General features: G+C 61.3%; 27 protein-coding genes. 11 read left to right on the plus strand and 16 right to left on the minus strand.

The window, feature by feature from the left end:
* Nucleotides 1-102: 102 nt before the first annotated feature.
* Nucleotides 103-249, minus strand: a complete 147-nt coding sequence (locus CIW50_RS28915) for a hypothetical protein (protein ID WP_172980192.1) — start codon at nt 247-249, stop codon at nt 103-105.
* Between the two features lie 294 nt (nt 250-543).
* On the opposite strand from CIW50_RS28915, the gene rpmI reads away from it, so the two are divergent.
* The 6 genes from rpmI to CIW50_RS01790 all read left to right on the plus strand — a co-directional run bounded on the left by rpmI (nt 544) and on the right by CIW50_RS01790 (nt 6,645).
* Nucleotides 544-744 (plus strand): 50S ribosomal protein L35, encoded by a 201-nt coding sequence (gene rpmI, locus CIW50_RS01765; protein ID WP_068730283.1) that lies wholly within the window; start codon nt 544-546, stop codon nt 742-744.
* A 68-nt stretch (nt 745-812) separates the two neighbouring features.
* Nucleotides 813-1,172 (plus strand): 50S ribosomal protein L20, encoded by a 360-nt coding sequence (gene rplT, locus CIW50_RS01770; protein WP_068730282.1) that lies wholly within the window; start codon nt 813-815, stop codon nt 1,170-1,172.
* Nucleotides 1,173-1,378: 206 nt separating this feature from the next.
* The gene (gene pheS, locus CIW50_RS01775) at nt 1,379-2,461 is read left to right on the plus strand and encodes a phenylalanine--tRNA ligase subunit alpha (RefSeq protein WP_149529572.1); all 1,083 of its coding nucleotides are present in this window, start codon (nt 1,379-1,381) and stop codon (nt 2,459-2,461) included.
* A complete protein-coding gene (gene pheT, locus CIW50_RS01780) occupies nt 2,458-4,863 on the plus strand; it encodes a phenylalanine--tRNA ligase subunit beta (RefSeq protein ID WP_149529573.1) in 2,406 nt (801 codons plus the stop codon). Before pheS ends, pheT begins: the two co-directional genes overlap by 4 nt.
* Entirely contained in the window at nt 4,860-5,627 is a 768-nt protein-coding gene (locus tag CIW50_RS01785; protein WP_246664098.1) for a sulfite exporter TauE/SafE family protein, read from the plus strand. The genes pheT and CIW50_RS01785 overlap by 4 nt, the downstream gene beginning before the upstream one ends.
* A 73-nt stretch (nt 5,628-5,700) precedes the next feature.
* Nucleotides 5,701-6,645 carry an MBL fold metallo-hydrolase gene (locus CIW50_RS01790; RefSeq protein WP_149529574.1) on the plus strand — a complete coding sequence of 315 codons (945 nt, stop codon included), beginning with the start codon at nt 5,701-5,703 and terminating at the stop codon, nt 6,643-6,645.
* 50 nt (nt 6,646-6,695) lie between these two features.
* Here CIW50_RS01790 and CIW50_RS01795 read toward each other — a convergent pair whose 3' ends face one another.
* On the minus strand, nt 6,696-8,111 hold the full coding sequence (locus tag CIW50_RS01795) for a flavin monoamine oxidase family protein (RefSeq protein ID WP_149529575.1): 1,416 nt from the start codon (nt 8,109-8,111) through the stop codon (nt 6,696-6,698).
* A 194-nt stretch (nt 8,112-8,305) separates the two neighbouring features.
* On the opposite strand from CIW50_RS01795, the gene CIW50_RS01800 reads away from it, so the two are divergent.
* Nucleotides 8,306-9,193, plus strand: a complete 888-nt coding sequence (locus CIW50_RS01800; RefSeq protein ID WP_149529576.1) for a YiiX/YebB-like N1pC/P60 family cysteine hydrolase — start codon at nt 8,306-8,308, stop codon at nt 9,191-9,193.
* 9 nt (nt 9,194-9,202) lie between these two features.
* Here the strand turns inward: CIW50_RS01800 and CIW50_RS01805 are convergent, their stop codons facing one another.
* The 3 genes from CIW50_RS01805 to CIW50_RS01815 are packed head-to-tail and all read right to left on the minus strand — an operon-like array spanning nt 9,203 to nt 12,396.
* Nucleotides 9,203-10,054, minus strand: a complete 852-nt coding sequence (locus CIW50_RS01805) for a carbohydrate ABC transporter permease (RefSeq protein ID WP_149529577.1) — start codon at nt 10,052-10,054, stop codon at nt 9,203-9,205.
* 30 nt (nt 10,055-10,084) lie between these two features.
* Nucleotides 10,085-10,963 (minus strand): carbohydrate ABC transporter permease, encoded by an 879-nt coding sequence (locus tag CIW50_RS01810; protein WP_149529578.1) that lies wholly within the window; start codon nt 10,961-10,963, stop codon nt 10,085-10,087.
* A 53-nt stretch (nt 10,964-11,016) separates the two neighbouring features.
* Nucleotides 11,017-12,396, minus strand: coding sequence for an ABC transporter substrate-binding protein (locus CIW50_RS01815; protein ID WP_502707371.1), 1,380 nt, complete (start codon nt 12,394-12,396; stop codon nt 11,017-11,019).
* Nucleotides 12,397-12,538: 142 nt separating this feature from the next.
* Between CIW50_RS01815 and CIW50_RS01820 the strand changes: the two genes are divergently transcribed.
* Nucleotides 12,539-13,291, plus strand: a complete 753-nt coding sequence (locus CIW50_RS01820; protein WP_149529580.1) for a sulfate transporter family protein — start codon at nt 12,539-12,541, stop codon at nt 13,289-13,291.
* On the opposite strand, the gene nth is transcribed toward CIW50_RS01820, so the two are convergent.
* Nucleotides 13,288-14,064, minus strand: coding sequence for an endonuclease III (gene nth, locus CIW50_RS01825; RefSeq protein ID WP_149529581.1), 777 nt, complete (start codon nt 14,062-14,064; stop codon nt 13,288-13,290). The genes CIW50_RS01820 and nth overlap by 4 nt on opposite strands.
* A gap of 22 nt (nt 14,065-14,086) precedes the next feature.
* Between nth and CIW50_RS01830 the strand changes: the two genes are divergently transcribed.
* Complete coding sequence (locus CIW50_RS01830; protein WP_149529582.1) at nt 14,087-14,605, plus strand: DUF2244 domain-containing protein; 519 nt, start codon at nt 14,087-14,089, stop codon at nt 14,603-14,605.
* A gap of 69 nt (nt 14,606-14,674) precedes the next feature.
* Nucleotides 14,675-15,580 (plus strand): methylated-DNA--[protein]-cysteine S-methyltransferase, encoded by a 906-nt coding sequence (locus CIW50_RS01835; protein ID WP_149529583.1) that lies wholly within the window; start codon nt 14,675-14,677, stop codon nt 15,578-15,580.
* 43 nt (nt 15,581-15,623) lie between these two features.
* On the opposite strand, the gene CIW50_RS01840 is transcribed toward CIW50_RS01835, so the two are convergent.
* From CIW50_RS01840 to CIW50_RS01850, 3 genes are all read right to left on the minus strand, one after another.
* Nucleotides 15,624-16,991, minus strand: a complete 1,368-nt coding sequence (locus tag CIW50_RS01840; RefSeq protein WP_149529584.1) for an MFS transporter — start codon at nt 16,989-16,991, stop codon at nt 15,624-15,626.
* Nucleotides 16,992-17,067: 76 nt separating this feature from the next.
* Nucleotides 17,068-18,597, minus strand: coding sequence for an aldehyde dehydrogenase (locus CIW50_RS01845; protein ID WP_149529585.1), 1,530 nt, complete (start codon nt 18,595-18,597; stop codon nt 17,068-17,070).
* Nucleotides 18,594-19,244 (minus strand): GntR family transcriptional regulator, encoded by a 651-nt coding sequence (locus tag CIW50_RS01850; protein WP_149529586.1) that lies wholly within the window; start codon nt 19,242-19,244, stop codon nt 18,594-18,596. Before CIW50_RS01850 ends, CIW50_RS01845 begins: the two co-directional genes overlap by 4 nt.
* A 170-nt stretch (nt 19,245-19,414) precedes the next feature.
* On the opposite strand from CIW50_RS01850, the gene CIW50_RS01855 reads away from it, so the two are divergent.
* Nucleotides 19,415-20,206 (plus strand): alpha/beta fold hydrolase, encoded by a 792-nt coding sequence (locus CIW50_RS01855; RefSeq protein ID WP_149529587.1) that lies wholly within the window; start codon nt 19,415-19,417, stop codon nt 20,204-20,206.
* 26 nt (nt 20,207-20,232) lie between these two features.
* Here CIW50_RS01855 and CIW50_RS01860 read toward each other — a convergent pair whose 3' ends face one another.
* The 7 genes from CIW50_RS01860 to dnaJ form a co-directional block, all read right to left on the minus strand.
* A complete protein-coding gene (locus tag CIW50_RS01860; RefSeq protein WP_149529588.1) occupies nt 20,233-20,856 on the minus strand; it encodes a 2,3-bisphosphoglycerate-dependent phosphoglycerate mutase in 624 nt (207 codons plus the stop codon).
* A gap of 22 nt (nt 20,857-20,878) precedes the next feature.
* On the minus strand, nt 20,879-21,694 hold the full coding sequence (gene dapB / locus CIW50_RS01865) for a 4-hydroxy-tetrahydrodipicolinate reductase (RefSeq protein ID WP_149529589.1): 816 nt from the start codon (nt 21,692-21,694) through the stop codon (nt 20,879-20,881).
* Nucleotides 21,695-21,814: 120 nt separating this feature from the next.
* Nucleotides 21,815-22,117: a DUF1330 domain-containing protein gene (locus CIW50_RS01870; RefSeq protein ID WP_149529590.1), complete on the minus strand. Its 303-nt coding sequence runs from the start codon at nt 22,115-22,117 to the stop codon at nt 21,815-21,817.
* Between the two features lie 26 nt (nt 22,118-22,143).
* A complete protein-coding gene (gene pyrF, locus CIW50_RS01875; RefSeq protein WP_149529591.1) occupies nt 22,144-22,860 on the minus strand; it encodes an orotidine-5'-phosphate decarboxylase in 717 nt (238 codons plus the stop codon).
* A 6-nt stretch (nt 22,861-22,866) separates the two neighbouring features.
* Nucleotides 22,867-23,445 (minus strand): NADPH-dependent FMN reductase, encoded by a 579-nt coding sequence (locus CIW50_RS01880; RefSeq protein WP_149529592.1) that lies wholly within the window; start codon nt 23,443-23,445, stop codon nt 22,867-22,869.
* A 45-nt stretch (nt 23,446-23,490) separates the two neighbouring features.
* Nucleotides 23,491-24,093: a class I SAM-dependent methyltransferase gene (locus CIW50_RS01885; protein WP_149529593.1), complete on the minus strand. Its 603-nt coding sequence runs from the start codon at nt 24,091-24,093 to the stop codon at nt 23,491-23,493.
* A 92-nt stretch (nt 24,094-24,185) separates the two neighbouring features.
* Entirely contained in the window at nt 24,186-25,328 is a 1,143-nt protein-coding gene (gene dnaJ / locus CIW50_RS01890) for a molecular chaperone DnaJ (protein WP_149529594.1), read from the minus strand.
* Between the last annotated feature and the right edge of the window lie 27 nt (nt 25,329-25,355).

Below are 25,355 nucleotides of genomic sequence, written 5' to 3' on the forward strand. Positions count from 1 at the left end.
GCATTGAGACATTAAGGCCCGTCAGATTTCTGGCGGGCCTTTTTCTTTTGAGAAGTGCTCGTCTTTTGAGAAGTTCTCGGAGATCGGCTGAAATCGAAAGGCTCAGCCCGAGATCACAGCAAGAGCGCCGGCCAGCGCGAGAGCGGCGGCAAGACCGGCAGCAGCAAACATCCAACGGGTGGCGGTCTGAGCTACTTCATTCTGCTGGATGGCAACCGCCCTTGCGGCGGTACGTGCATTCCGGGCCATGATCGTCGTCCCTCTATATTGTCTGGCCTCGATCACATAGGCATCCTAGGCCGCTCCGACCAGTCTGAAGCCATGCGCTAAACAGAGTGTTGAGCCGCGTTAATCGTTGCCATCGGGGCATTCCTCTGCCATAAGCCCAACCTTCGTCGCCCGGCTGATTAAGGGCTGCCGTGTCGACGACTGTGCTGACTTCTCGCAAACGGCGGTTAGTTGAGCATTTTCAACGCTCTAACGAGCATTTTAGCCTACGCAACACCCCTCGGGGCGCTTTCTGCGTGGCCATAGGAGAGCCAAATGCCCAAGCTGAAGACCAAGTCGGGCGCTAAAAAGCGCTTTAAAGTCACCGGAACGGGTAAGGTAATGGCCGCCCATGCCGGTAAACGCCACGGTATGATCAAGCGGACGAAGAAGCAGATTCGTCAGCTCCGCGGCACCCGCGTGCTGTTCAAGACCGATGGCGACAACATCAAGCAGTACTTTCTGCCAAACGCCTGATCGCCCTTACGCCGCTTCATTGCGGCGGATATCACCCCTTTTGTTATTTCAGATGAAGGAGATCAGTCATGGCTCGCGTAAAACGCGGTGTGACGGCTCACGCCAAGCATAAGAAAGTCTACAAGGCCGCCAAGGGTTTCCGTGGTCGCCGCAAGAACACCATCCGCGCCGCCAAGGCCGCCGTCGATAAGGCCGGCCAATATGCGTTCCGCGATCGCAAGCGCAAGAAGCGTACGTTCCGCGCGCTCTGGATCCAGCGTCTCAACGCTGCCGTCCGTCCGCTCGGCATGACCTACAGCGTGTTTATCAACGGTCTCGCCAAGTCCGGCGTGACTGTCGACCGCAAGGTGCTCTCGGATCTCGCGATCAACGAGCCGGCGGCGTTCAACGCGATTGCTGAGAAGGCCAAAGCTGCACTCGCAGCCTAAGCTGGTAAAGGCCGCCTTGGCGGCCTGAGCTCTCCACTCCGCGTATTCATCGACATTGTCATGGCCGGGCAGAAGCGTTCACACGCTCCTGTCCCGGCCATTGACGTCTTAATCCCTGTGATACCCGTGCTGTAGAAGCTGGTGCCCGGCCTTCCGTCGGACGCGCAGACAGCAAGAGGCGCCCGCCTCTCTCATCGAGGTTGCTGATGTCCGATCTGACGACGCTCCAACAGACTATTCTGGCCGATATTGCCAATGCCTCCGACGAAGCCGCCCTGGAAGCCGTGCGCGTCGGCGCGCTCGGCAAGAAGGGTTCGATCTCCGCGCTGTTGTCGACTCTCGGCAAGATGACGCCGGAAGAACGCAAGACCGAGGGCGCCGCGATCAACCTCGCCAAGGACGCCGTGACGCAGGCACTGACTGCGCGCCGCGATGTGCTGAAATCCGCAGCCCTCGATGCACGCCTCGCTTCCGAGACGATCGACGTGACGCTGCCGCTGCGCGATGGCCCGGCCGAACTCGGCCGCATCCATCCGCTCAGCCAGACCTGGGACGAATTGACGACGATCTTCGCCGATATGGGCTTCGCCGTCGCCGAAGGTCCGGATATCGAGACCGACGACTACAATTTCACCAAGCTGAATTTCCCCGAGGGCCATCCCGCCCGCGAGATGCACGACACCTTCTACTTCAATCCGAAGGAAGACGGCTCGCGCCTGCTGCTGCGCACGCATACATCACCGGTGCAGGTGCGCACCATGCTGAGCCAGCAGCCGCCGATCCGCGTGATCTGTCCGGGCCGCACCTATCGCAGCGACTCTGACCAGACCCACACGCCGATGTTCCATCAGGTCGAAGGCCTCGTCATCGACAAGAGTTCGCATCTCGGCCACCTGAAATGGATCCTGCACGAGTTCTGCAAGGCGTTCTTCGAGGTCGACAACGTCAATATGCGTTTCCGCCCGTCATTCTTCCCGTTCACGGAGCCGTCGCTGGAAGTCGATATCCAGTGTCGCCGCGACAAGAACGAGATTCGCTTCGGAGAAGGCGAAGACTGGCTCGAGATTCTCGGCTGCGGCATGGTGCATCCGAATGTGCTACGCGCCTGCGGCATCGATCCCGACGTGTATCAGGGCTTCGCCTGGGGCATGGGCATCGATCGTATCGCGATGCTGAAATACGGCATGGCCGACCTGCGTCAGCTGTTCGAAGGCGACGTGCGTTGGCTCAATCACTACGGCTTCAAGCCGCTTGAAGTACCGACGCTAGCCGGAGGACTGAGCACGTGAAATTCTCCCTCTCCTGGCTGAAGGATCATCTCGACACCGACGAGTCGCTCGAGACGCTGACCGACAAGCTCACCATGATCGGGCTCGAGGTCGAACATATCGACGATAAGGCGAAGCTGCTGAAGCCGTTCACGATCGCCGAGATCGTCACGGCCGTGCAACATCCCAATGCCGATCGCCTGCGCGTCTGCACCGTCAATGTCGGCGATGACAAGCCGTTGCAGATCGTCTGCGGCGCGCCGAATGCGCGTGCGGGGCTGAAGACGGTTCTCGCCAGGCCCGGCACGTTCATCCCGGGCAAGGATTTCACCATCGGTCTCGGCAATATCCGCGGCGTCGAAAGCCAGGGCATGTTGTGCTCGGCGGGTGAACTCGGACTCCCTGACGCGATCGACGGCATCATCGAACTGCCCGCCGATGCGCCCGTCGGTGCGATCTATCCCGATTGGGCCAAGCTCGGTGATCCCGTTATTGAAATCAATCTGACGCCGAACCGCCAGGACTGCACCGGCGTATCCGGCATCGCGCGCGACCTCGCCGCAGCCGACATGGGCACGGTCAAGAGCGCGGTCATCAAGCCAATCAAGGGGGAATTCCCCTGCCCAGTGAATGTCACCGTCGAAGACGCCAAGCTGTGCCCGGGCTTCGCGCTGCGTCTCGTGCGCGGCGTCAAGAACGGTCCTTCCCCGGAGTGGCTGCAGAGCAGACTGACCTCGATCGGCCTGCGCCCGATCAATGCGCTGGTCGATATCACCAACTTCCTGACCTTCGATCGCGCGCGCCCGCTGCATGTGTTCGACGCATCCAAGGTGAAGGGCGACATTACCGTGCGCCGCGCGCACGATGGCGAAACGCTACTCGCACTCGACGGCAAGACCTATACACTCGACAGCAAGAACTGCGTCATCGCTGATGATCATGGCGTGGAGTCACTGGCCGGCATCATGGGCGGCGAAGCCTCGGGCTGTTCGGAAGAGACCACCGACGTGCTGATCGAATCGGCGTTGTGGAACGAGATCAACATCGCGCAGACCGGTCGCAAGCTTGGGATCAATTCCGATGCGCGCTATCGTTTTGAGCGCGGCGTCGACCCGAACTTCATGGTGCCCGGCCTCGACCTGGCGACAAAGCTCGTGATGGAGCTCTGCGGCGGTACGCCGTCAGAAAGCATCGTGGTCGGCAAGCCTTACGGCGACGACCGCATCATCGACTTCCCGGTGGCCGAAGTGAAGCGCCTCGCCGCGATCGACGTGCCATTCCCGGAGATGCGGCGCATCCTGACCCATCTCGGCTTCATGGTGGCCGGCAGCGGCCCCTTGGTGAAGGTCGCGGTGCCGTCCTGGCGCAGCGACGTGACCGGCAAAGCCGACATCGTCGAAGAAGTCATGCGCATTTTCGGCGTCGACAAGGTACCAATGACGCCGTTCCCGCGTGGCGATGCCCCGCGCAAGCCGGTGCTCACACAGATCCAGCAACGCACCCGCCGCGCCAAGCGTGGCCTTGCAGCGCGCGGCCTCATCGAGGCCGTAACGTGGTCGTTCATCTCCAAGCCGCATGCCGAAGTCTTCGGCGGCGGTGCGCCCGAACTGGCGCTGGCCAATCCGATCGCCGCCGATCTTTCAGACATGCGCCCGAGCTTGTTGCCAGGCCTGATCGCAGCGGCGCAGGCCAATGCGCATCGCGGTTCGTCCGACCTCGCACTGTTCGAAGTCGGCCAGATCTTCCGTGGCGATCGTCCGCAGGATCAGTTCATCGCGGCATCCGGCGTACGGCGTGGCCTCGCATCATCTGCTGGCAATGGCCGTCACTGGTCGGGAGCCCGTGCTGCGAATGCGCTCGACGCGAAGGCCGATGCATTTGCGGTTCTCGCAGCAGCGGGTGCGCCGATGCAGGCATTGCAGATCGTCGCTGGTGGCGCCGACTGGCTACATCCTGGCCGGTCCGGCACGATCCAGATCGGCCCGCAGAACGTCCTCGGTCATTTCGGCGAACTGCACCCGCGTACGCTCGAAGCACTCGGTGCCGACGGTCCGCTGATGGCATTCGAAGTGATCCTCGATCGCATTCCCGACGCCAAGCAGAAGGCGACCCGCGCCAAACCGACTTTGGAGCTCTCGGCGTTCCAGCCGGTGTCGCGCGATTTCGCCTTCATCGTCGACCGCAAGGTCAGGTCCGTCGACATCGTCCGTGCGGCAGCCGGCGTGGACAAGAAGTTGGTCACCGATGTGACGGTGTTCGATATCTATGAAGGCAAGGGCATCGACGACGACAAGAAGTCGGTGGCCATCGCTGTCACGATCCAGCCACGCGAGAAGACGCTGACCGATCAGGAGATCGATGCGGTGGCAGCGAAGATCGTGGCGGAAGTAACGAAGAAGACGGGCGGCGTGTTGCGCGCATGATGGAAGCACTCGGCCTGGTCCAGTATTCGACCACGTCGCTCGTTTTTATCACCGTCACCGCCTTCATCGCCGGACTGGCCCGCGGGTTTTCGGGCTTCGGTTCGGCGCTGATCTTTATGCCGCTCGCCTCAAGCGTGGCCGGCGCGCAAGTCGCGTCGCCCTTGCTGCTGCTGATCGACTTCTCGACCACGCTGACGCTGATCCCGAACGCCGCAAGACGAGCCGACAGGCGCGACGTCAGCATCATTTCGCTGGGCGCGCTTATTGGCGTGCCGCTTGGCACGATGGCCTTGACCTGGGCCGATCCGCTGACTGTTCGCTGGGGCATCGTTGCGCTGATCGTCACGATGCTGACACTGCTGATCTCCGGCTGGCGCTACCCCGGTAAGCCGACCGTACCGGTGACTGTCAGCGTCGGCAGCCTCGCCGGTTTTTTCGGTGGCTTGGCGCAACTCGGCGGCCCGCCCATAGTGATGTATTGGCTGCGAGACGCGGCAGTCGCTGCCGTCACCCGCGCAAATATCATTCTGTACTTCGCGGTCGCAGACGTCTTGATTATCATCAGCTATACGATCGGTGGTTTGTGGAGCACGGCCATCCTTGGGCTCGCGGTCGTCACCGGCCCGCTGTTCGGCCTCGGCCTGTGGATTGGCTCGAAACTGTTCGGCAAGGCCAGCGACGAGCTGTTCCGCAAGATCTGCTACGCACTGATCGCCGTCTCGGCGCTGATCAGCCTACCGCTGTTCGACGGGATATTTCACTGACGCTTGCGTGACTTGCGGCGCCAGCCGACCCGGCGTTAACGTCTCTCCAATTCAAGAACAACGGGAGAAGACCATGATTGATCGCCGCGACATGCTGAAGTTTTCCGCTGCCGGCGCCATAGTCTTCGCGGCACGCCCCGCGCTGGCGCAGACGCCGGCAAAACCGCGCACCAGGATCATATTTCTCGGCACTAAGGGCGGCCCACGCGTCGGCGTCGGTGCATCTAATCCCGCCAATGCGGTCATCGTCAACGGCACGCCCTTTGTCGTCGATTGCGGCATGGGCGTCTCGCGCCAGCTCGTCAATGCCGACATCCCGATCCCCTCGGTGAAATACATATTCATCAGCCACCACCATTCCGATCACAGCCTCGAATATGGAAACCTGTTCTACAACGCCTGGGCCGCCGGCCTGAAAACACCGATCCAGTCGTTCGGCCCCAGGGGACTGGAGGCGATGACCAAGACCTATTGGGAGCTGAACCGGTTCGACGTCGAGACCCGCATCGACGACGAAGGCCGGCCCGATCCGCGCCCGTTGCTCGTGGCGAAGGATATTCTCGACGACGGCGTAGTGCTGCAGACCGCGGATGTGAAAGTCACCGCGTTCCGTACGCCGCATCCGCCGATCACCGAAAACTTCGCCTACAAGTTCGAGACGCCCGATGGCACCATCGTGTTCTCCAGCGATACCGCCTATAATCCGAAGCTGGCCGAGTTCGCCAAGGGTGCCGACGTGCTTGTGCATGAATGTCTTTACGTGCCGGCGGTTGATCGTCTCGTCGCCAGAACTGCCAACGGTACGACGCTGAAGAAGCACCTGCTGGAAAGCCACACCACGACCGAGGATGTCGGCAGGATCGCCGCGCAGGCCGGCGTCAAGACGCTGGTACTCAGCCACTTCGTACCGGGCGATCTCAACGTCACCGACGACGAATGGATGCAGGACGTGAAAAAGAATTTCTCCGGCAGGATCATTGTTGCCAAGGACCTGATGCAACTGGCGCTGCCGGTGTAAGACCTTTGATCCCTCCCCGCGGTCTCGCGAGGGGAGGGATCATTCAACCCCTACCTCCCCGCGCCGCCCGAAATATCGCCGGTCGTGCGCTGTTGCCGTTTCGGCTTGCGCACCGGCTTCTCGGCCTCCGGTTCCTTCAGCACGCCGATCTTCTTCAAAGCCGCCTCCGCTGCACGCTCGCCGCTTTCCCACGCGCCATCGACCGTACCCCACAGCGTTTCATGTGTGGCTTCGCCCGCGAGGAACAGATTACCCATGGGCTCGGCCAACACACGGCGCGACGCCTGCCCGCCCGGCGCTGCGCCTGACATCGCACCGAGCACGAACGGCGATGCATCCCAGCGCGTGGTTGCCGAACGCTTGATCGCGGCCTTGAGATCGGAGCCAAATAGCTTCGTCAGCCACTCGCCTGCGAAAGCCACCATCGCAGCTTCACCCTGTGCTGCGAGATCGCGGCCGAATGCGCCGGCGACATCGATGGTACACAGCGATGACCCGCCAATATTCGCAAACAGCGCACCGGTGCGCGTGCTGGTGCTTTGCTCGATCATCAGCTCATCGCGCCCGAGCCCAAGCGGGTTGCCGTTAAACTGCAGCGCGATACGGTCGTAGCTGCCGAGACTGAGTTTTGCCGCAGCATCGAGCTGACGCTTCGGCAGTTCCGGCGTGAACTTGATCGCACCCGACGACAGCACATTGCTCGACGCGGTGATGATCACAGCGCGCGCGGCGATACGGCCCGATGCCGTTTCAACGCCAATGTCACGGCCGCTCCAGGTCACACGCGTCGCAGGCGTCGACAGCGCCACCGGGACGGCATCGCCAAGTTTACCCATCAACGCGCCGAGCCCCTGGCGCGTGGCAACATCGATGGCACGATCCTGCGCGCGCGAAAGATCCAACGTCGAGAGATCCTTGAGATCCTTGCCCGTCGCATAGGCGCCGAGCACGAAATCGATCGTGCCCGCCCAGTCCCCGAGATCCTTCGGCAGCACCGCGGCGCATGCTATGTCGGCCCGGCGCGCTGCCTCGTCGATGGCGCGGTTGGCGCGCACCACCGCAGCGAGCAATTCCTCGGTCTCGCCGGCGCGGGCATTGCGACGCCCGATGCGCAACTTCTGGCTCGGCGGTGATGGCGCGACATCGATTCCCGCCGGCCGCGCAAGCTTCACCAATGCGTTGGTTTCAGGCGTGTGCAGCCAGCGCGCGCCGCGATCGAACGGGACGTCAAAACTTGTCGCGTCCGTTATGCACCGTCCGCCAATCCGGCCCGAGGCCTCGACCACGATCACTTTGCGATTTGCCGCCTGGATGCGGCGGGCGGCAGCGATACCCGCAGCGCCCGCACCGATCACGACAATGTCAGCATCTCGCGGCAGCGGCGCGGCCAATGCCCTTGCGCCAAACGCCGGCGCAAGCGTCAATGCTGCGGACGCCGACAGGAAATCCCGGCGTGAAATTGTCATGACATGGTTTCCGAAATTTTGTGATGCATGAGAACGTCCCGCGAACCTTGCCGTATTCGGGGATGTGCGGCAACCGTTGTGGTGAATCAATCGTTACCGGCGCCGCGTGGGCATGAACCAAATGGCAATGGCTCTCGACCATGATGGAGCCAGGGAAAGCGGTCGATATGAACCGCGCTGGGGGAGTCACGATCATGGGCCTCATGCTCGATACGGTCGGGAAACTGATCGCCAAATATCTGCAGAAGGAGCTGCCCGGCTACGAACCGTTCACGCCGAGCGACCCCGAACGCCTGCGCGGTATCATCCAGGAAGGCGATGTGCTGCTGGTCGAAGGCAACAATCGCGTCTCCGGCATCATCAAGTATCTCACGCAATCGACCTGGTCGCATGCCGCGCTTTATGTCGGGCCGATCGACGGCGCCGCAGAACCGGATGGCGAACCGCATGTGCTGATCGAGGCCAATATCGGCGAAGGCGTCACGTCGGCACCGCTGTCGAAATATTATCCGTTCCACACCCGCCTGTGCCGCCCGGTGGGTCTGTCCTATGAGGACCGTACCACTGTGTGTCGTTACGCCATCAACCGGATTGGCTTTGGTTACGACACCAAGAACATTCTCGACCTGATGCGCTTTCTCATCCCGCTGCCGATACCGCAACGCTGGCGGCGACGCATGATCGCTTTCGGCTCCGGCGATCCCACCAAGATCATCTGTTCGGCGCTGATCGCGCAGGCTTTCGACGCCGTGCGCTATCCGATCCTGCCGAAGATCACGCGCGCCGGCAGCCGACAGGCCCGCCGCGAGATTCTGCATATCCGCGATTCCTCGCTGTATATGCCCAGGGATTTCGATATCTCGCCCTATTTCGAAGTGGTGAAGCCGACCATCGAACTCGGCTTCGACTACACTGCGCTGCATTGGGCCGACAAGCAAAAGCCGCTCCGGGAGGTGGCGGGTACTTTCGATCCATTTCCGGACGTCTTCGGCACGCCGCCGCTCATTCCTGAAACGACTGACGCGGAAGCGGAAGTGGCTGACGAAGACGTGAGCGGGCCACGGATCAGGCTGGTCGCCTAATCCGCCGAGTCAGGACTTGACTGCACCCGCCGTGAGGCCGCCGACCATGTAGCGCCGGAATGCGTAGTACACGGCGGCTGGCGGGAGCGCGTAGATGAAGCCCGTGGTCATCAATAATTCCCACGGCGAATCGTCGGCTGCGAGGAAGTTGCCGAGTGCTACGGGTAAGGTGATCTCAGTGTCCTTCGATAGCAGCAGGAAGGCGTAGAGATATTCATTCCAGGCCAACAGCAACGCATAGGTCCCGATCGCGACCAGCGACGGCAGCATCAAAGGCACATAGACCATACGGAACAGTTGCAGTGGTGTTGCGCCGTCCATGATGGCAGCTTCGTCGAGCTCAAGCGGCAGCTTGTCCGACGCCTGCTTGAGCACCCAGATCGCGTAAGGTGAGGCAATGGTGACCATAGCCAGGATCAGCGACCAGTGATTGTTGAGCAGACCGTAATTGCCCATGGTGCGATACATCGGCACTGCGAGAAACGCCGCGGGAATGAAGTAGGTGAACAGCGCCATATTCATCACCGTCCGTCCACCGCGCACACGGAGACGGCTGATAGCAAAGGCCGCAGCGGTGGCGATGACCAGCGTCAGCGCACCAACAGCCACCGCGATAACGACGGAATTGAAGAACTGCGCCCAGAAATCGCGCAAGAAATAGTGCTGCTGATTGAACACGATCCTGAAATTGTTCAACGTCGGATGGTCAGGCCACAGCTTGCCAGCGAACGCATCCTGCTTCGGTGAGATCGCGAACAGGAACATGTGATAGATCGGAATCAGTGTCCAGATCAGCACGGGAATGCCGATCAGCAGCAGCCGCGCTTCGGTGCCGACTTCGCGTAGGGATGGCACTCTCATCAAACGAACCTTTTCATCGACCGAGCCCTTTTACCGAGAGAGCCGTTTCATCATGAAATAGACCAGCGGCAGCACCAGCGGCATAGCGCAAACGATCGATGCCATCGACATGTCGAGCTGATCGAGGCGGAGATAGCGAATCCCCAATGTGGACAGAACATGCGTGAGATCGGCTGGCCCACCGCCCGTCAGCAGATAGACGCTGTTGAAGTCGCCGAGCGTCCAGATCATCGAAAGCAGCGTGCAGGTGAGATACAGCGTCTGCATCGACGGCCAGGTGATGAAGCGGAATTTCTGCCACCAGCTGGCGCCATCGACATCGGCGGCCTCGAACATGTCCGTCGAGATCGCCAGACGTCCTGTCATCAGAATCAGCGTCCAGAACGGCAGCGACTTCCAGATGTGTACCAGAATCGCCAGCGTCAGGCCCATGGCGGGGTCATTCAGCCAGTTGGGTCCATCCTCACCGGTGAACTTGAAGATCAGATTATTGATCACGCCCCATTCGGGATTGAACATGAAGCGCACGGAGAGGATAGTCGGGATCGACGGCACCGCCCAGGGCAGGATGAACAGCACCGACAGCCAACGAATCCAGGTGCGCGACTGCACGAAGAAGCCGGACAGGAACAACGCCACCAGCATTTTGAAATTGATGCCGATGATCAGGAAGATCAACGTGTTGACGACTGCGCGGGCGAATACCGGGTCGTTATAGAGCGCCACATAGCTGGCGGGATGTCGCGCCAGCCACAAACCATAGCCGATCGGATAGACCACGAAAGCAGCGAACACGAGCAGATAGGGCGCGATCATCACGATGCCCCAAACCTGCGGCGTGCTCAGCCGCGCCGACCATGGCCGGCGTGGCAGCGTATCGGCGGGAGCGGGATAGGTGATCGTGGCCATGCTGTACACCATTGCAAAAGCCGGCCGCGAGGTGCGGCCGGCTTTGTCTCGGATTAACCCGCGATTTCCTTGATACGGGCGATCAACTCATCGACAGCCTTCTCGACTGGCACCTTCTCGCTGACCACACGATTCATTGCCTTGGCCCAGACGTTCTCGTTGTTGAGGATCGTGAATTTGTAGTTCTTCACGAAATCGAACGACGAGGTACCACCCGTGAACTGGGTGTAGACGGCCTTGCGATGCTTATCGGCCTGCCAGAACGGGCTTGCCTGTCCGGCCTTCGTCACCGGGAACCAGCGACCGAGCGCGCCCTCGACATAGGGGCCGAGGTTTTCTTCCTCCATCAGGAACTTGACGAACTCCTTGGCGCCCGCCTTGTTCTTGGACTGCGAGAATATCATGCCCGTCTTGACGTCGGAGCGGTACTTGATCGGCGTGCCGTCCGGTTTCAGCGGAAACGATGCCGTGACGATCGTTTCCTCATAGGCCTTCTTGCCGGCTGCGCGCTGTTCCGGCGTCAGCGACTGATTCTGCGAATCCTCGTACCACTTCGCCGCGATCGAGATCGTGAAGTTGTGGGTCATGATGATGCTCTTGTTATGGAAGGCGACATTGTTGTCGGGGTCCTTCCACGTCGTCGAGGACGGCGGCGTGCAGCCCTTGATGTAGGTGTCGGTGTAATCCCTGAGCGCACCGATCAGGCCTTCCTTGACCTTGGGATCGTCCACCAGAAGCTTGCCCTCATCATCAACCAGCTTGACGTTATAGGCATCCATGAAGGTGTAGAAGGACTGCAGCGAATCCGTGGACTCCACCCCCATCGGCTGACCAACGCCATAGGCACGGCTGCCTGATGCCTTACGGTAGGCCGGCTGAACCTTGTCGCACCAGAACGACCAATAGCCCTTCCAGTCCTTGGGAATATCGGAGATCTTGTAACCGGCCTGCTCGAGAAGATCGCTCCAGATTTCCACATGCATCGACTGCTGCTTCAGAGGAAAGCCGTAATAGGCCTTCTTCTTGGTCTGGCCGTTCATCAGATAGGCCGTCTCGACCGTGTTCGGCGCGAACTTGTCCTTCATCGGCGCCAGAATGTCGGTGAGATCTTCCAGTTTGCCCTCGAAGGCCCATTTTCCCGACGCCTGCACGTCATACGTATCGGCATAGGCGACATCCGGCGGTGTGCCGGAATCCAGCGCTGCCACGGTCTTCGGGATCATATCCTGAATAGCGTATTGCGAGAGTTCGACCTTGATTTTGGTCTTGTCCTCGAACTTCTTGATCGCCGCCAGCAGCGATTCATCTTCGGATTTGTAGAAACCCTTGCTGAACCAGACGGTAATGCTTTGCTGCGCGAAAGCGGGCGCTGTGGTCAGAAACAGGCCGGAAGCGGCAGTGGCTAAAACAAGCGCACGGGTACCCTTGGTGATCAAGACGTCGTCCTCCCTGATGATTATTTTTCTTGAGACTACCGGTTTCTATTTATCCGTCTAGTGAAGAAGTCGATGCTGCGCTGCACTTGTCTGACAACTTTGCAAGGGTTACCTGTTCGTGATTGAAGGAGAGAATTGGATGCTTGTCGCTGCTGCCAAGGCGCTATCGCAAATTCTGTCGCCACCGATGCGCAGCATCCTGTGGAAGTCGATCGGGCTTGCCCTGGTTTTAATCACCGTCCTGGCGATCGGCATGCAGCGCCTGATGAACTGGGCCGCTACTTTGGGCGGCGTCTGGGCCGAGGGCACAATCGGTTCCGACTACCACACGATGATCAACGTCCTGTCCTGGATATTATCGATCGCTGCCGGGCTCAGTGTCGTTGCGGGCGCGATCTTTTTGATGCCGGCGATCACGTCGCTAGTCGCCAGCGTGTTCGTCGATGACGTCGCCGATATCGTCGAGCGTGAGCATTATCCCGCGGAGCGCGTCGGCGTCGCGTTGCCGTTTGGTCTCGCCATCACCGAAGGCGGCAAGACGGCGCTGCTGACCATCGCGGTCTATCTGGTCGCGCTGCCCTTCGTGTTCTTTGCCGGCATTGGCTTCATCGTCTTCTTCATCGCCACCGCATGGTTGCTCGGCCGCGAATATTTCGAGCTCGCCGCCATGCGGTTCCGCTCGCCCGCGGACGCCAAGGCGATGCGCAAGCATCACGCCGCGACAGTGTTCACCGCCGGACTGTTCATCGCAGCCTTCGTCTCGATTCCGATCGTCAACCTCGCCACGCCGCTATTCGGCATGACCTTTATGGTTCACATGCACAAGCGATTGAGCGGTCCGCGGCCGGAGCTGATCGAGCCGGGACGCGTGACAAAACTAACGGCAACCTAAGCCACCGTCTTCTCCGGCCACTGACAGAGATCGTTGATCAGGCACACCTCACAGCGCGGCTTGCGTGCAAGGCACGTATAGCGGCCGTGCAGGATGAGCCAGTGATGCGCATGCAACATGAACTCGTCGGGGATCACGCGCTCCAGCTCGAGCTCCACGTCCAACACGTTCCTGCCTGGCGCCAGGTTAGTGCGATTGCCGACCCGGAACACATGGGTATCCACCGCCATCGTGTGTTCGCCAAACGCCATGTTTAGCACGACATTGGCGGTCTTGCGCCCAGCTCCCGGCAGTGACTCGATCTCGGCGCGGGTGCGCGGCACGACCCCGCCGAAATCGCGGATCAGCTTTTCCGACAGCGCGATGACGTTCTTCGCCTTGGTGCGGTAGAGACCGATGGTCTTGATATATTCGCGCACCGTCTCTTCGCCGAGATCGATCATCTTCTGCGGCGTATCGGCAATCGGAAACAGCGCGCGCGTCGCCTTGTTAACGCCTGCGTCGGTCGCCTGCGCCGACAGCACCACGGCCACCAGCAATGTAAAGGGATTGAGATGTTCGAGCTCGCCCTTGGGCTCCGGATTGGCTTTGCGGAAGCGTGAGAAGGCTTCATGCACCTGGGCTTTGGTCCAGGGTTTCAACTTGATCGGCTTCAGCTTGGCGGCTTTCGGCTTCGCAATCTTCTTTACGGGAGCCTTTGCCGCTTTCACCACGACCTTCTTTGCAGGGCTGGACTTCACGCTGGCAGGGAGCTTGCGGGTGATTTTCGGCATCAAAGGGATATACTGAGAGACGATGACATCAGGCAACGACTTTGACTCCATGCAAGAGCCGACCCTGTTCACCGCGCTGTTGCGTCCGCATCGCGCGTTGGGCCGCAAGGGTTTTCTTGTGCTGATGGGTTTCGTCAGCGCTGTCTCTTTCGGCGCGGGAATGGCCTTCCTGCTGATGGGCGCCTGGCCGGTCTTGGGCTTCTTCGGCCTCGACGTGCTGGCGATCCACATCGCCTTCAAGGTCTACGACCGGCGCGCAAAGGCAACTGAGGAGATCACCGTCACGCCGTCGGAAATCCGTGTGCGCCGGGTCAGCCCATCAGGTGATGTCGTGGAATGGGCGTTCAATCCGCTCTGGGTGCAGCTGGATCAGGTCTGCCACGCCGAGTTCGGCATCGAGCAGCTTTTTCTGGTCTCGCGCGGCCGCCGCGTGTCGATTGCACGGTTCCTTGGCGCGGAGGAAAAGGCAAGCTTCGTCAAAGCCTTGGCAGAGGCGCTGCAAGCCGCCAAACGCGGCCCGACCTACAACCCGGTGGCATGATGCCTGTGGTGATATCAGGTCGGAAATCGGGTGGTTTGCGCACGGGCGCGGGCCTACATCGATGTCATGATGAATCTTGCCAGAGACCTAGCGATGACTGACCATCGCCCGATCAAACCGGGCCGGCGCGACGCGGCCCTGCGCGATTACGATTCCGTGCGCCGTGCCATCGGCTTCATGCACTCACAGTGGCGGGACCAGCCGAACATCGAGGCCGTGGCGGACGCTGCGAGCCTGACACCGGACGAGTTGCACCACCTATTCCGCCGCTGGGCCGGACTGACGCCGAAAGCGTTCATGCAGGCGCTGACGCTCGACCATGCCAAGGGCCTGCTGCGCGATTCTGCCAGCGTGCTCGACGCAGCGCTCGACTCCGGTCTGTCAGGCCCCGGCCGTCTGCACGATCTGTTCGTGACGCATGAGGCGATGTCGCCCGGCGAATGGAAGACCGGCGGCGCCGGCATGGAGCTGCGTTATGGCTTCCATCCCTCGCCGTTCGGAACCGCGATCGTGATCGCCAGCGATCGTGGCCTTGCAGGCCTCGCCTTCTCGGACCCGGGCGATGAGAAGTCCGCTTTCGACGATATGGTCCGGCGCTGGCCGGCGGCCACATTGGTCGAGGACTCTGCCGGCACAGCCGGACTGGCGCAGCGCATCTTTGACAGCAAGCTGTGGCGCGCGGACCAGCCGTTGCGTGTGGTGCTGATAGGGACGGATTTCGAGGTCCGCGTCTGGGAGACGCTGCTGAAGATTCCGATGGGCCGTGCGGTCAGCTATTCGGATATCGCTTGCAAGATCGAAAACCCGAAGGCCTCACGCGCCGTCGGGGCCGCCGTGGGCAAGAACCCGATTTCCTTCGTGGTGCCGTGCCACCGTGCGCTCGGCAAATCCGGCGCGTTGACGGGTTATCACTGGGGCATTACGCGGAAGCAGGCGATGATCGGCTGGGAAGCCGGGCATGTGGGAGCGAATTAACAGCAATGGGCCGCAGTTTCGTGCGACCCATTGGACTGAACGACTAAGATGCTTCCTTCAGCACGGGCGCTGAGGATTCGTCGGTCTTCATTTCTTCAAGGCTGCGGTTCCGCGGCTCAATGCCGAAAGCCCACACCGTGATGATCTGCAGCACCAGCAATCCGATCATCAGCGCCATTACGCCCGCAACGCCGCGCGCTTCGAACAGTGTTACCACCAGGAATGGCGTCACGATGGTAGCACCACGCCCCAGCGTGTTGACGATACCCGACGCCCGCAACCGCACTTCCGTGGGGAACAGCTCCGGGATATAGATGCCGAACAGCAGTGCAACCAGCACATAGATCGGGATCGTAAGCGCGAAGCCGACGGCCGGCAGCAGTAGCGGATCGGAAATCATCGGATAGATGATACCCAGTACGACTGCTATTAGCGACGAACCGATGATGGTCGGCTTGCGGCCCCAACGGTCGGCCGTCAACGCGCCAATGGCCGAACCGACCGGAGCACCCAGCGCCATCAGCAGCGAGTAACTGAACGACGTCGCGACGCTCAATCCCTGTTTGATGAAGAACACCGGCAGCCAGGTCACGAAGCCATAAAGCAATGTATTGATGGTGATCAGGCAGACCGAACCGACGATCATGCGCGACAGCAGCGGGGGCGCGAATAGCGACGACAGCTGCCCGGAAGCCTGCACGGTCGGGACCGTGGTCACCGGCGGCAGCGGCTTGCCCTGGGCGGCCTCACTCTCGATCTTCTGCATGAGCGCCTCTGCCTCCTCGCGGCGGCCAACGGCCTCGAGCCAGCGCGGCGACTCCGGCAGGTTCTTGCGCATGTACCAGACCACCAGCGCACCGATGCCGCCAAGCACGAACATGGCGCGCCATCCGAACATCGGCACCACGAACGAGGCCACCAGTAGCGCCACCGGCAGGCCACTGACGACGCAAACCGCCATCAGCCCCAGATACTTGCCGCGCGAACGCGCGGGGACGAACTCTGTCATCGTCGAGTAGCCGACCACGTTTTCGGCACCGAGTCCGAGGCCCATCGCGAAGCGGCACAGGATCAAGATGGTCATGTTTGGCGCGAATGCCGCCGCAAGCGATGCCACGCCGAACAGCAACAGATTGAATTGGTAGGAGAACCGACGGCCGTAGCGATCGCCGAGAAAGCCGGTGCCGAACGAGCCGAGCATCATTCCGAAAAAGGTCGCCGAAATGAACAGCGCATTCTCCGCGAGCGTCGAGAATCCGCTCTTGAGCGTCACGCCGAGCACTGTTCCTGCGATGTAGATGTCAAAGCCGTCGAAGAACATTCCAATCCCGATCAACATCATGATGCGGTAGTGGAACGGTCCGATCGGCAGCCGGTCCAACCGGCCGCCCGCATTTACTGATGTCGGCATCGTCGTCTCTCCCTGTTTGTTTCCATGTCGATTAGCGCCGTCCCTCTGTGGGGGATCTGTTGGCGATCGCTTTGCTCTAGTTCAGCCGCTTCTGCCCCGCCGTGTCGCGATACCAGTCGAACGGGCCATCGCCCGTCGCCACCATTACGCTCTTGGTGTTGAAGTGATCATCGAAGCTTTCGGTGCCGCATTCACGGCCGATGCCACTGTCGTCCACGCCGCCCCAGGGCGATGCGGGATCGAGGCGATGATGATCATTGATCCAGACGATCCCCGCCTTGACGCGGCCAGCGACGCGATGCGCGCGCGCGACATCACGGGTGCGAATGGCCGCTGCAAGCCCGAACGGGGAATCATTGGCCAGACGCAACGCATCGGCCTCGTCCTTGAACGGCGTGACAGAGGTGAACGGACCGAACACCTCTTCCTGGAAGATGCGCATGTCCGACCGAACATCCGCGAACACCGTGGGCTCCACGAAGAACCCGTTTTCGTGACCGGCTATCTTTGCCGCAACGCCACCAGCAACCAGCCGGGCGCCATCCTCGTGACCGAAACGCGCATAAGACAGCACGCGGTCACGCTGGCGCGCCGAGATCACCGGGCCGAGCTGCGTGTTGGGATCGAACGGATCGCCGATACGGATAGACTTCGTTTTGGCCTGTAGCTTCGCTACGAACTCGTCGTAGATCGAGGCCTGCACGATATGCCTGGAAGCGCAGACGCAAGTCTGGCCGGCACCGATGAAGGCACCGAAGGCAGCGTAGTTCACTGCCTGATCGACATCGAAATCGTCGAACACCATGACAGGCGTCTTGCCGCCGAGCTCCATGGTCTGATGCGCGAACACTTTCGCCGCGGATGATCCGGCGATGCGCCCCGCTTCAGTGCCACCGGTCAGCACCAGCTTGTTGATGTCAGGGTGTTCGGACAGCATCTTGCCGGCACTTGGGCCGTAGCCCAGCACGATATTGAACACACCCGGCGGCAGGCCAGCTTCGGTGAAGATCTGCGCGAGCTTCAGCGTGGTCAGAGGCGTGTATTCCGAGGGCTTCACGACCGTCACGCAGCCGGTGGCCAGTACAGCAGCCAGCGACTTGCACAGGATCATCAGCGGATGATTGAAAGGCGTACAGTTCGCCACGATCCCGATCGGCGTGCGCAATGTGTAGTTGAGATACGCGCCTTCGACCGGGATGACCGAATCGCGCCGCGCCAAGGCAACGCCGGCGAAATAGCGGAAGAAATCAGGAAGACGCGCAAGCTGCGCACGGGTCTCGTTGACCGGACGGCCGTTGTTCAACGTCTCCAGCCGGTATAGCGTGTCGAGATTGGCCTCGAAGGCATCGGCAAGCTTGTTGATGAGGCGGGCGCGGGCGCGCGTATCCATGCCGCCCCATGCGCGTCCTTCGAACGCCGCACGCGCGCTCTTCATCGCATGATCGATATCGGCCGCGGTTGAATTGGGAATTCGCGCGATGACGTCGCCCGTAGCCGGATTCCGCACATCGATCATCTCGCCGTTGCCGGCTTCGACTTCACGACCATCCACGAAGTTGCCGTGAATCTCGACATCGATGGAGCCGGTTTTCGCTGAAATGTTCATAGATCTCTCCCTTCGACGATGATCGCGTTACGCGCCAGGGCAGGCAGCACGCGCTTTTCTGTTTTCTCGATGTGGGCCTTGATGATGCGCGCAGCGCCGCGCTGGTCGCGGCGCTGTATGGCGTCGATCAGGCTGACGTGCTCACCCACGAGCTGCATGTGATCGCGGCCCTTGACGTTGGCGATGCTGATACGCACCAGCCGATCGGCCTGTTCGATCAAATCGCGCGCGGCCGACGCCATGCGCCGGTTGCCGGACGCCTGTGCCAGCGCGATGTGGAAGGCGCGGTTGTAATCGATGAAACCTTCCGCCGAGCCGTCGAACGACCGGTACTGGTCCAATCCGCGCAGGATGTCGTCCGAGGCGTGCTCGATCGCTTCCGACACACAGGCCGGCTCGACCGCATAGCGAAACCGCAACAGGTCCCGGGCGTCCGAGATCGAGATCGGATTGACCCGATAACCCTGGCGCGGCTGGACCGTCACGAGATGCTCTCGCTCCAGCCGCAGCAGAGCCTCACGTACGGGCTGGCGGCTGACCGCATAGCGCTCCGCCAGCTCCTGCTCCCGCATATCATCACCTGGCAGAAAGCGACACATCAGGATATCAGACCTGAGGCTATTGTAGACATTATCTCGAAGAAGCACGGAAATTTCCTCTGATTCTCCGACAAAGATGCATCTCGTGAAATATCACGTCAAGTCAGATTTACGAGATCGGAGACTTGCTTTTGGCCTCCAGTCCGGGACACAACAGGGCAGGCAGATGCGACAGCCGATCAGGCTGCGGGCTGCAAGCTTTTGACGGGAGAGGCAAAATGGCAGATCGACGCTTGGCAAACGGCACCGTCAATGCAGCGCAATTCGGTGAGGGACCGGCCATAGTGCTATTTCATTCGCTGCTGTCTGACCGGGCAAGCTTCGACGGGATCGTGCCGTCACTGGCCAAAACCCACCGTGTCATTGTTCCCGAATTGCCGGGCTTTGGGGGATCAGACGCCGTAAGCGGCGGACTGGCGGCGGTTGCGGACCGGACGGCGGAAGCCGTCAGGGACTGTGGCGACGGCGCGGAAACGATCGTGCTCGGCAACGGCTATGGCGGTTTCGTCGCCCTGCAGATGGCGATCCGCCACCCTGGCATCGCAGGCCGGCTGGTTCTCGCCGATTGCGGCGCCGCGTTTTCCGAACCCGGCCGCGAGGCGTTTCGCAACATGGCGATGGCAGCATCGACCAAGGGATTGCCTGCGGTCACCGATGTCGCGATGCGACGCTTGTTCGCCGCTGAATTTCAGGAGCAGAACCCGGAGCTGATGCGGGGTCGCCGCGAGGCCTTTTTGCGCACGGATCCCCGGGTGTTTCAGAGTGCCTGCGAGTCCCTGGCGACGCTGGACCTGCGCCCCGAGATCGGGACTGTCAAAGTGCCGGTGCTGGTGCTGGTCGGCGAGCACGATGAAGCGACGCCACCACCAATGTCCAGAGAGCTTGCTGCCGGACTACCTGATGCACGGCTGATCGTGCTTCCGGGCTGCGCGCATGTCCCGCAATTGCAGAAGCCGGACGTCTTTCTCGATGCGATCTCGGATTTCGTATCGGCTGCGATGGCGCGCTAACCGCGCCACGCAATCGAGCGCGTCGATCAACCCGCCAGATCGAGTTTCGACGCCACCGTCGCGTCGGCATTGAGCCGGTAGATCACGGGCACGCCGGTCGCGAGTTCGCGAGCCAGAATCCCTTCCGGCGTCAGCTTCTCCAGCACCATGATCAGCGCGCGCAGCGAGTTACCGTGCGCAGCAACCAGCGTGCGTTCACCGCGCAGCACGCAGGGCAGGATTTCCTGCACGAAATACGGCAGCGTACGTGCCAGCGTATCCTTCAGGCTTTCGCCGCCGGGCGGCGGCACGTCGTAAGACCGGCGCCAAACATGGACCTGCTCCTCACCCCATTTGGCGCGGGCATCATCCTTGTTGAGGCCGGAAAGATCGCCGTAATCGCGCTCGTTCAGCGCCAGGTTCTTTGTGATCGGAATGCCGCTCTGGCCCATCTCTTCCAGTGCGAGATCGAGTGTATGCTGCGCACGGGTCAGCGCCGAAGTGAACGCAACGTCAAACGTCAAACCCTGCGCCTTTAGCTTGCGACCGGCTTCCTTGGCCTCGGCGACGCCCTTCTCGGTGAGATCAGGATCTTTCCAGCCGGTGAAAAGGTTCTTCAGATTCCATTCGCTCTGTCCGTGACGGACGAGGACGAGAAGACGTTCGTTCATCGAGAATTCCGTTTCGTTCTTCTTACATTTCACCAAGGCCGAGCACGTCAGCCATCGAGTACAAACCCGGCTTTTTTCCATGCGCCCACATCGCCGCCTTCAGCGCGCCGTTCGCAAAGATCATGCGATCGTCGGCCTTGTGCGTCAGCTCGATGCGTTCATTGGGACCGGCAAAGATCACTGTGTGATCGCCTGCGACAGTGCCACCGCGCAGCGAAGCAAAGCCGATATCGCCGGTCTTGCGCGCGCCGGTGAGGCCATCGCGGCCACGCGCGGAATGCTCGTCCAGCGAAATGCCGCGGCCTTCGGCTGCAGCCTGCCCCAGCATGAAGGCAGTGCCCGACGGCGCGTCGATCTTGGCCTTGTGGTGCATCTCCAATACTTCGATATCGAAGCCGTCATCGAGCGACCGCGCGACGCGCTTCACCAGCGCGGCCAGCAAATTGACGCCGAGGCTCATATTGCCCGACTGCACGACGATGGCCTGACCTGTCACGCTCTTGATCACCGCGTTGTCCGACGGCGACAGGCCAGTGGTGCCGATCACGTGGACGAGGCCACGCTGGGCTGCGATCGCGACATTGGCGATGGTTGCCGCAGGAACCGTGAAATCGAGAATGCCGTCGGCATCCTTCGACAGTGTCCAGAGGTCGGCCGAGAGCTTGACGCCATTTTCCGGCAGGCCGGCAAGCACGCCGGAATCCTGCCCGAGCAGCTCCGAGCCCGGCGCTTCCAGCGCGCCCGCGAGAACTGCGCCCGGGGTTTCGGAAATGGTACGGATCAGCGCGCGGCCCATCCGGCCGCCGGCGCCTGCAACGATCAGTCTCATATCGGACATTGAACGATCCTCAGTATCTCAAGGCGGTATAGCGGCGCGCTGCCGCGGCGGCAACACGCCCACGGTACCTAAAGTCCTTAGATACCAATCAGATCAAACACATGCTTAAGGCCCAGCGGCTCAAGGCTGCGGACCGTCATACCCCTCGATGATCACGAGGTCGCTCTCGCCATGCGGGCTGCGCATCGCCACCAGCCGTTGATATTCCGGCGAATTGTAGCAGGCCAGCGCGGTCGCGTAGTCCTTGAATTCGAGCACGACATTACGCGACCGCGAGGTGCCTTCCTTGGCCTCAAACTGGCCGCCGCGAACCAGGAACCTGGCGCCGAATTTATTGAAGACCGGGCCGTTCTCGGCCACGTATTGCTTGTAACCATCCATGTTGTGCACGTCGACGCGCGCAATCCAGTAAGCCTTGGCCATCGGTCTTTCTCTCCCTCGTCTCGCTGTTACTTATTCGCCAGCGCCTGCGTGATCTCGGCCACGATCGCCTCGGCCACGGCCTTGGGATCGGCGGCTTCCATCACCGGACGGCCGACCACCAGATAGTCCGAACCTTCGGCAATGGCGTGTGCCGGAGTCATGACGCGTTTCTGATCGCCGGTATCGCTGCCCGCAGGTCGCACGCCCGGCGTCACCAGGCACATATCGGCCTTGATGAGCTTGCGCAGGTTTGCGGCCTCTTCCGGCGAGCAGACGAGACCATCGATGCCAAGCGCCTGCGCCTGCTGCGCCCGCGCGGCGACGAGATCGCTGACACCGAGCTGGTAGCCGGCAGCTTTCAGATCCTCGTTGTCGTAGGAGGTCAGCACCGTCACGGCGAGGATCTTCAGACCCGAGCCCTTGCTGGCATTGGCAGCCGCCTGCATGGTCTGCGGATAGGCATGGACAGTGAGGAAACTCGCGCCGAGCTTGGCCACGCTCTCGACACCGCGCGCAACGGTGTTGCCGATGTCATGCATCTTCAGATCGGCGAATACTTTCTTGCCAGCATCGGCGAGTTTGCGCACCAGCGGCAGGCCGCCGGCATAACCGAGCTGATAGCCGATCTTGTAGAAAGTCACGCTGTCGCCAAGCCGCGCGATCATCGCTTCGGCAGCGTCAACATCCGGCAAGTCGAGCGCGACGATCAGGCGGTCGCGGGGATCAATGGTCTGCAACGTCATCTGGTCTCACTTCATCTGCTGCGCCACGTCGATGAGTTGGCGTACCATCGCCGCCATCGCATCCTTGTCGGCGGCGTGTTTCAACCGGTCCATATCGTCATAGGCCTCGTCCGCGAATGCCAGCGTGAGCTGGTTCGGGATCACCATCGCGCGGCAGGCTGACAGCACCAGCCGCAAGGCCTGCAAACAGCGCGCACCGCCAAGCCGTCCATTCGAGGCCGCCGCAATTGCAAACGGCCGCTCGCGAAATACCTGGCCCTTGCTCTCCTGGGTATCCACGACGCGCGATACCCAGTCGATGCTGTTCTTCAGCAGCGGCGGCAGCGACGCGTTGTATTCCGGTGTCACGATCAGCACACCATCATGCGCCGATATCATGCGCTTCAGATCGAACGCCTGTTTCGGCACGCCGGAATTGATCTCGAGGTCGCCGTCATAGATCGGGAGCGGAAAGTCGCCGAGCGAAATCCTTGTGACATCGACATCGGCGCGGACCAGCGCATCAATGGCGACAGCCGCCAGTTTCGCATTCAGCGACCCTGTGCGCAGCGAGCCGGGAATAACGAGGATCTTGATCGCGGCCATGATTCCGATCGTCGGGGCGAAGCCGCCGCGCGATCGCGGCCGGTACTAGCCTTTGCGATACACCCAGACGCGGGCCGGCGGAAGGTTCATCCAGATCCGCTCCGAAGCCTCTGTGGACACACCGGGCAGCGATTTCGGGATCGGCGGCGCCACCGAATAGGTGAACTGCACGAATGGCGCGTTCGGCGACATCGCCGAAAAGGCATCGCGGATCAGCTTGAGGCGCGTCAGCATCGGCTTGGTGACCAGCGGAAGGCCGGAGACGACGGCAGAAGCAGGTTCTTTCAGTACGTCCCACAGCGTATCCCGCAATGTGTAGGCGTCGCCCTGAACGATCGTCGCCTGCGGATAGCGCTCGCGCAGCAGTGCGCAGAAGGTAGGATTGAATTCGACAAGCACCAGTCGCTTCTGGTCCACCCCATGCGCGATGAGCGCAGAGGTGATCGCGCCGGTGCCGGGCCCAAGTTCGATGACCGGACCGGTCGTGTTATTGTCGACATACTGCGCCATGGTGCGGGCGAGGGCTTTGCCTGATGGCATCACCGCGCCCATGTGCAGCGGTTTGTCGATCCATGAACGGAGAAAGCGGACCTCGTCGTCCAGACGGAGTGGCTTCTTCAACGGACGCGCGGACGAGTGCAGAGGCATGTCGCTTCCAGGCAGACCGCGGAACGTGCGGAACGTCAGAATTTCGTCATAAAGAGGTATAGGCAACAATAGAAACGGTCAAGCTTCCAACGTCAGGAGCCAGCCCGCGTTCCGAAGAAGTCCTTGACCTTAGTGAAGAAACCCGCGGCCTCAGGTTGCGTTGCACCCGAAGACAGTTTTTCGAATTCGGCCAGCAGCTCCTGCTGCTTTTTCGTCAGGTTCTGCGGTGTTTCCACGACAACCTGCACATACATGTCGCCGGTCTGGCGCGAGCGCAGCACCGGCATGCCCTTTGACGTGACGCGGAAGCGGCGACCGGACTGGGTGCCCGAGGGAACCTTGACCTTGTTGCGACCGCCCTCGATGGTCGGCACCTCGAATTCGCCGCCCAGCGCAGCAGTCACCATCGAGATCGGCACGCGGCAATGCAGGTCCGCGCCATCGCGCTGGAAGAAGTCGTGCGAAGCGAGCGACAGGAAAATGTACAGATCGCCCGACGGGCCGCCCCGCGTGCCGGCTTCACCTTCATTGGCGAGGCGGATACGGGTGCCGTCCTCGACGCCTGCCGGAATGTTGACCGAGAGCGTGCGCTCACGCTCGACGCGGCCCGCGCCGGAGCAGCTCGGGCACGGGTCCTCGATCATCTGACCGCGGCCCTGACAGCTCGGGCAGGTCCTTTCCAACGTGAAGAAGCCCTGGGCCTGACGGACGCGCCCAGCGCCGCCGCAGGTTGAACAGGCCTTCGGCTTGGTGCCGGTCTTGGCGCCGGTACCGGAGCAAGCTTCGCAGGTCACTGCGACCGGAATCTCGATCTGTGCGGTCTTGCCGGAGTAAGCCTCCTCCAGCGTGATTTCCATGTTGTAGCGGAGATCTGCTCCGCGTTCGCGACCGCCGCTGCGGCCACCACTGCGCTGCCCGGCCATGCCGAACAGGTCTTCGAAAATGTCAGAGAAGGACGAGGCGAAGCCGGAGCCAAAGCCCGGACCACCCCCGCCACCGTGGCCCTGCTCGAAGGCAGCATGGCCATAGCGGTCATAGGCCGCGCGCTTGTCGCCGTCCTTGAGGACGTCGTAGGCCTCGGCAATTTCCTTGAACTTCACTTCAGCGGCGGTATCGCCCGGGTTCTTGTCCGGATGCCACTTCATCGCAAGCTTGCGAAACGACGTCTTCAGAACCGCATCATTGGCGGTGCGCTCGACTTCCAGCGTGTCGTAGTAACATTGCTTGGTGGACATCAGTCAGATCCGCTCGAAATTGGTCCT

This window comes from Tardiphaga sp. P9-11 (assembly GCF_008329525.1).
Lineage (GTDB): Bacteria > Pseudomonadota > Alphaproteobacteria > Rhizobiales > Xanthobacteraceae > Tardiphaga.

Bases quoted from the DNA above. Each gene is read 5' to 3' on its own strand.
- CIW50_RS01790 (WP_149529574.1), top strand. From the start codon at position 5,701: ATGATTGATCGCCGCGACATGCTGAAGTTTTCCGCTGCCGGCGCCATA.
- CIW50_RS28915 (WP_172980192.1), bottom strand. From the start codon at position 249: ATGGCCCGGAATGCACGTACCGCCGCAAGGGCGGTTGCCATCCAGCAG.
- CIW50_RS01885 (WP_149529593.1), bottom strand. From the start codon at position 24,093: ATGCCTCTGCACTCGTCCGCGCGTCCGTTGAAGAAGCCACTCCGTCTG.
- CIW50_RS01835 (WP_149529583.1), top strand. From the start codon at position 14,675: ATGAATCTTGCCAGAGACCTAGCGATGACTGACCATCGCCCGATCAAA.
- CIW50_RS01795 (WP_149529575.1), bottom strand. From the start codon at position 8,111: ATGACAATTTCACGCCGGGATTTCCTGTCGGCGTCCGCAGCATTGACG.
- dnaJ (WP_149529594.1), bottom strand. From the start codon at position 25,328: ATGTCCACCAAGCAATGTTACTACGACACGCTGGAAGTCGAGCGCACC.
- nth (WP_149529581.1), bottom strand. From the start codon at position 14,064: ATGCCGAAAATCACCCGCAAGCTCCCTGCCAGCGTGAAGTCCAGCCCT.
- CIW50_RS01805 (WP_149529577.1), bottom strand. From the start codon at position 10,054: ATGAGAGTGCCATCCCTACGCGAAGTCGGCACCGAAGCGCGGCTGCTG.
- CIW50_RS01810 (WP_149529578.1), bottom strand. From the start codon at position 10,963: ATGGCCACGATCACCTATCCCGCTCCCGCCGATACGCTGCCACGCCGG.
- CIW50_RS01855 (WP_149529587.1), top strand. From the start codon at position 19,415: ATGGCAGATCGACGCTTGGCAAACGGCACCGTCAATGCAGCGCAATTC.
- pyrF (WP_149529591.1), bottom strand. From the start codon at position 22,860: ATGACGTTGCAGACCATTGATCCCCGCGACCGCCTGATCGTCGCGCTC.
- rplT (WP_068730282.1), top strand. From the start codon at position 813: ATGGCTCGCGTAAAACGCGGTGTGACGGCTCACGCCAAGCATAAGAAA.
- CIW50_RS01860 (WP_149529588.1), bottom strand. From the start codon at position 20,856: ATGAACGAACGTCTTCTCGTCCTCGTCCGTCACGGACAGAGCGAATGG.
- pheS (WP_149529572.1), top strand. From the start codon at position 1,379: ATGTCCGATCTGACGACGCTCCAACAGACTATTCTGGCCGATATTGCC.
- CIW50_RS01800 (WP_149529576.1), top strand. From the start codon at position 8,306: ATGGGCCTCATGCTCGATACGGTCGGGAAACTGATCGCCAAATATCTG.
- CIW50_RS01870 (WP_149529590.1), bottom strand. From the start codon at position 22,117: ATGGCCAAGGCTTACTGGATTGCGCGCGTCGACGTGCACAACATGGAT.
- CIW50_RS01845 (WP_149529585.1), bottom strand. From the start codon at position 18,597: ATGAACATTTCAGCGAAAACCGGCTCCATCGATGTCGAGATTCACGGC.
- CIW50_RS01830 (WP_149529582.1), top strand. From the start codon at position 14,087: ATGACATCAGGCAACGACTTTGACTCCATGCAAGAGCCGACCCTGTTC.
- rpmI (WP_068730283.1), top strand. From the start codon at position 544: ATGCCCAAGCTGAAGACCAAGTCGGGCGCTAAAAAGCGCTTTAAAGTC.
- dapB (WP_149529589.1), bottom strand. From the start codon at position 21,694: ATGTCCGATATGAGACTGATCGTTGCAGGCGCCGGCGGCCGGATGGGC.
- CIW50_RS01785 (WP_246664098.1), top strand. From the start codon at position 4,860: ATGATGGAAGCACTCGGCCTGGTCCAGTATTCGACCACGTCGCTCGTT.
- CIW50_RS01840 (WP_149529584.1), bottom strand. From the start codon at position 16,991: ATGCCGACATCAGTAAATGCGGGCGGCCGGTTGGACCGGCTGCCGATC.
- CIW50_RS01880 (WP_149529592.1), bottom strand. From the start codon at position 23,445: ATGGCCGCGATCAAGATCCTCGTTATTCCCGGCTCGCTGCGCACAGGG.
- CIW50_RS01820 (WP_149529580.1), top strand. From the start codon at position 12,539: ATGCTTGTCGCTGCTGCCAAGGCGCTATCGCAAATTCTGTCGCCACCG.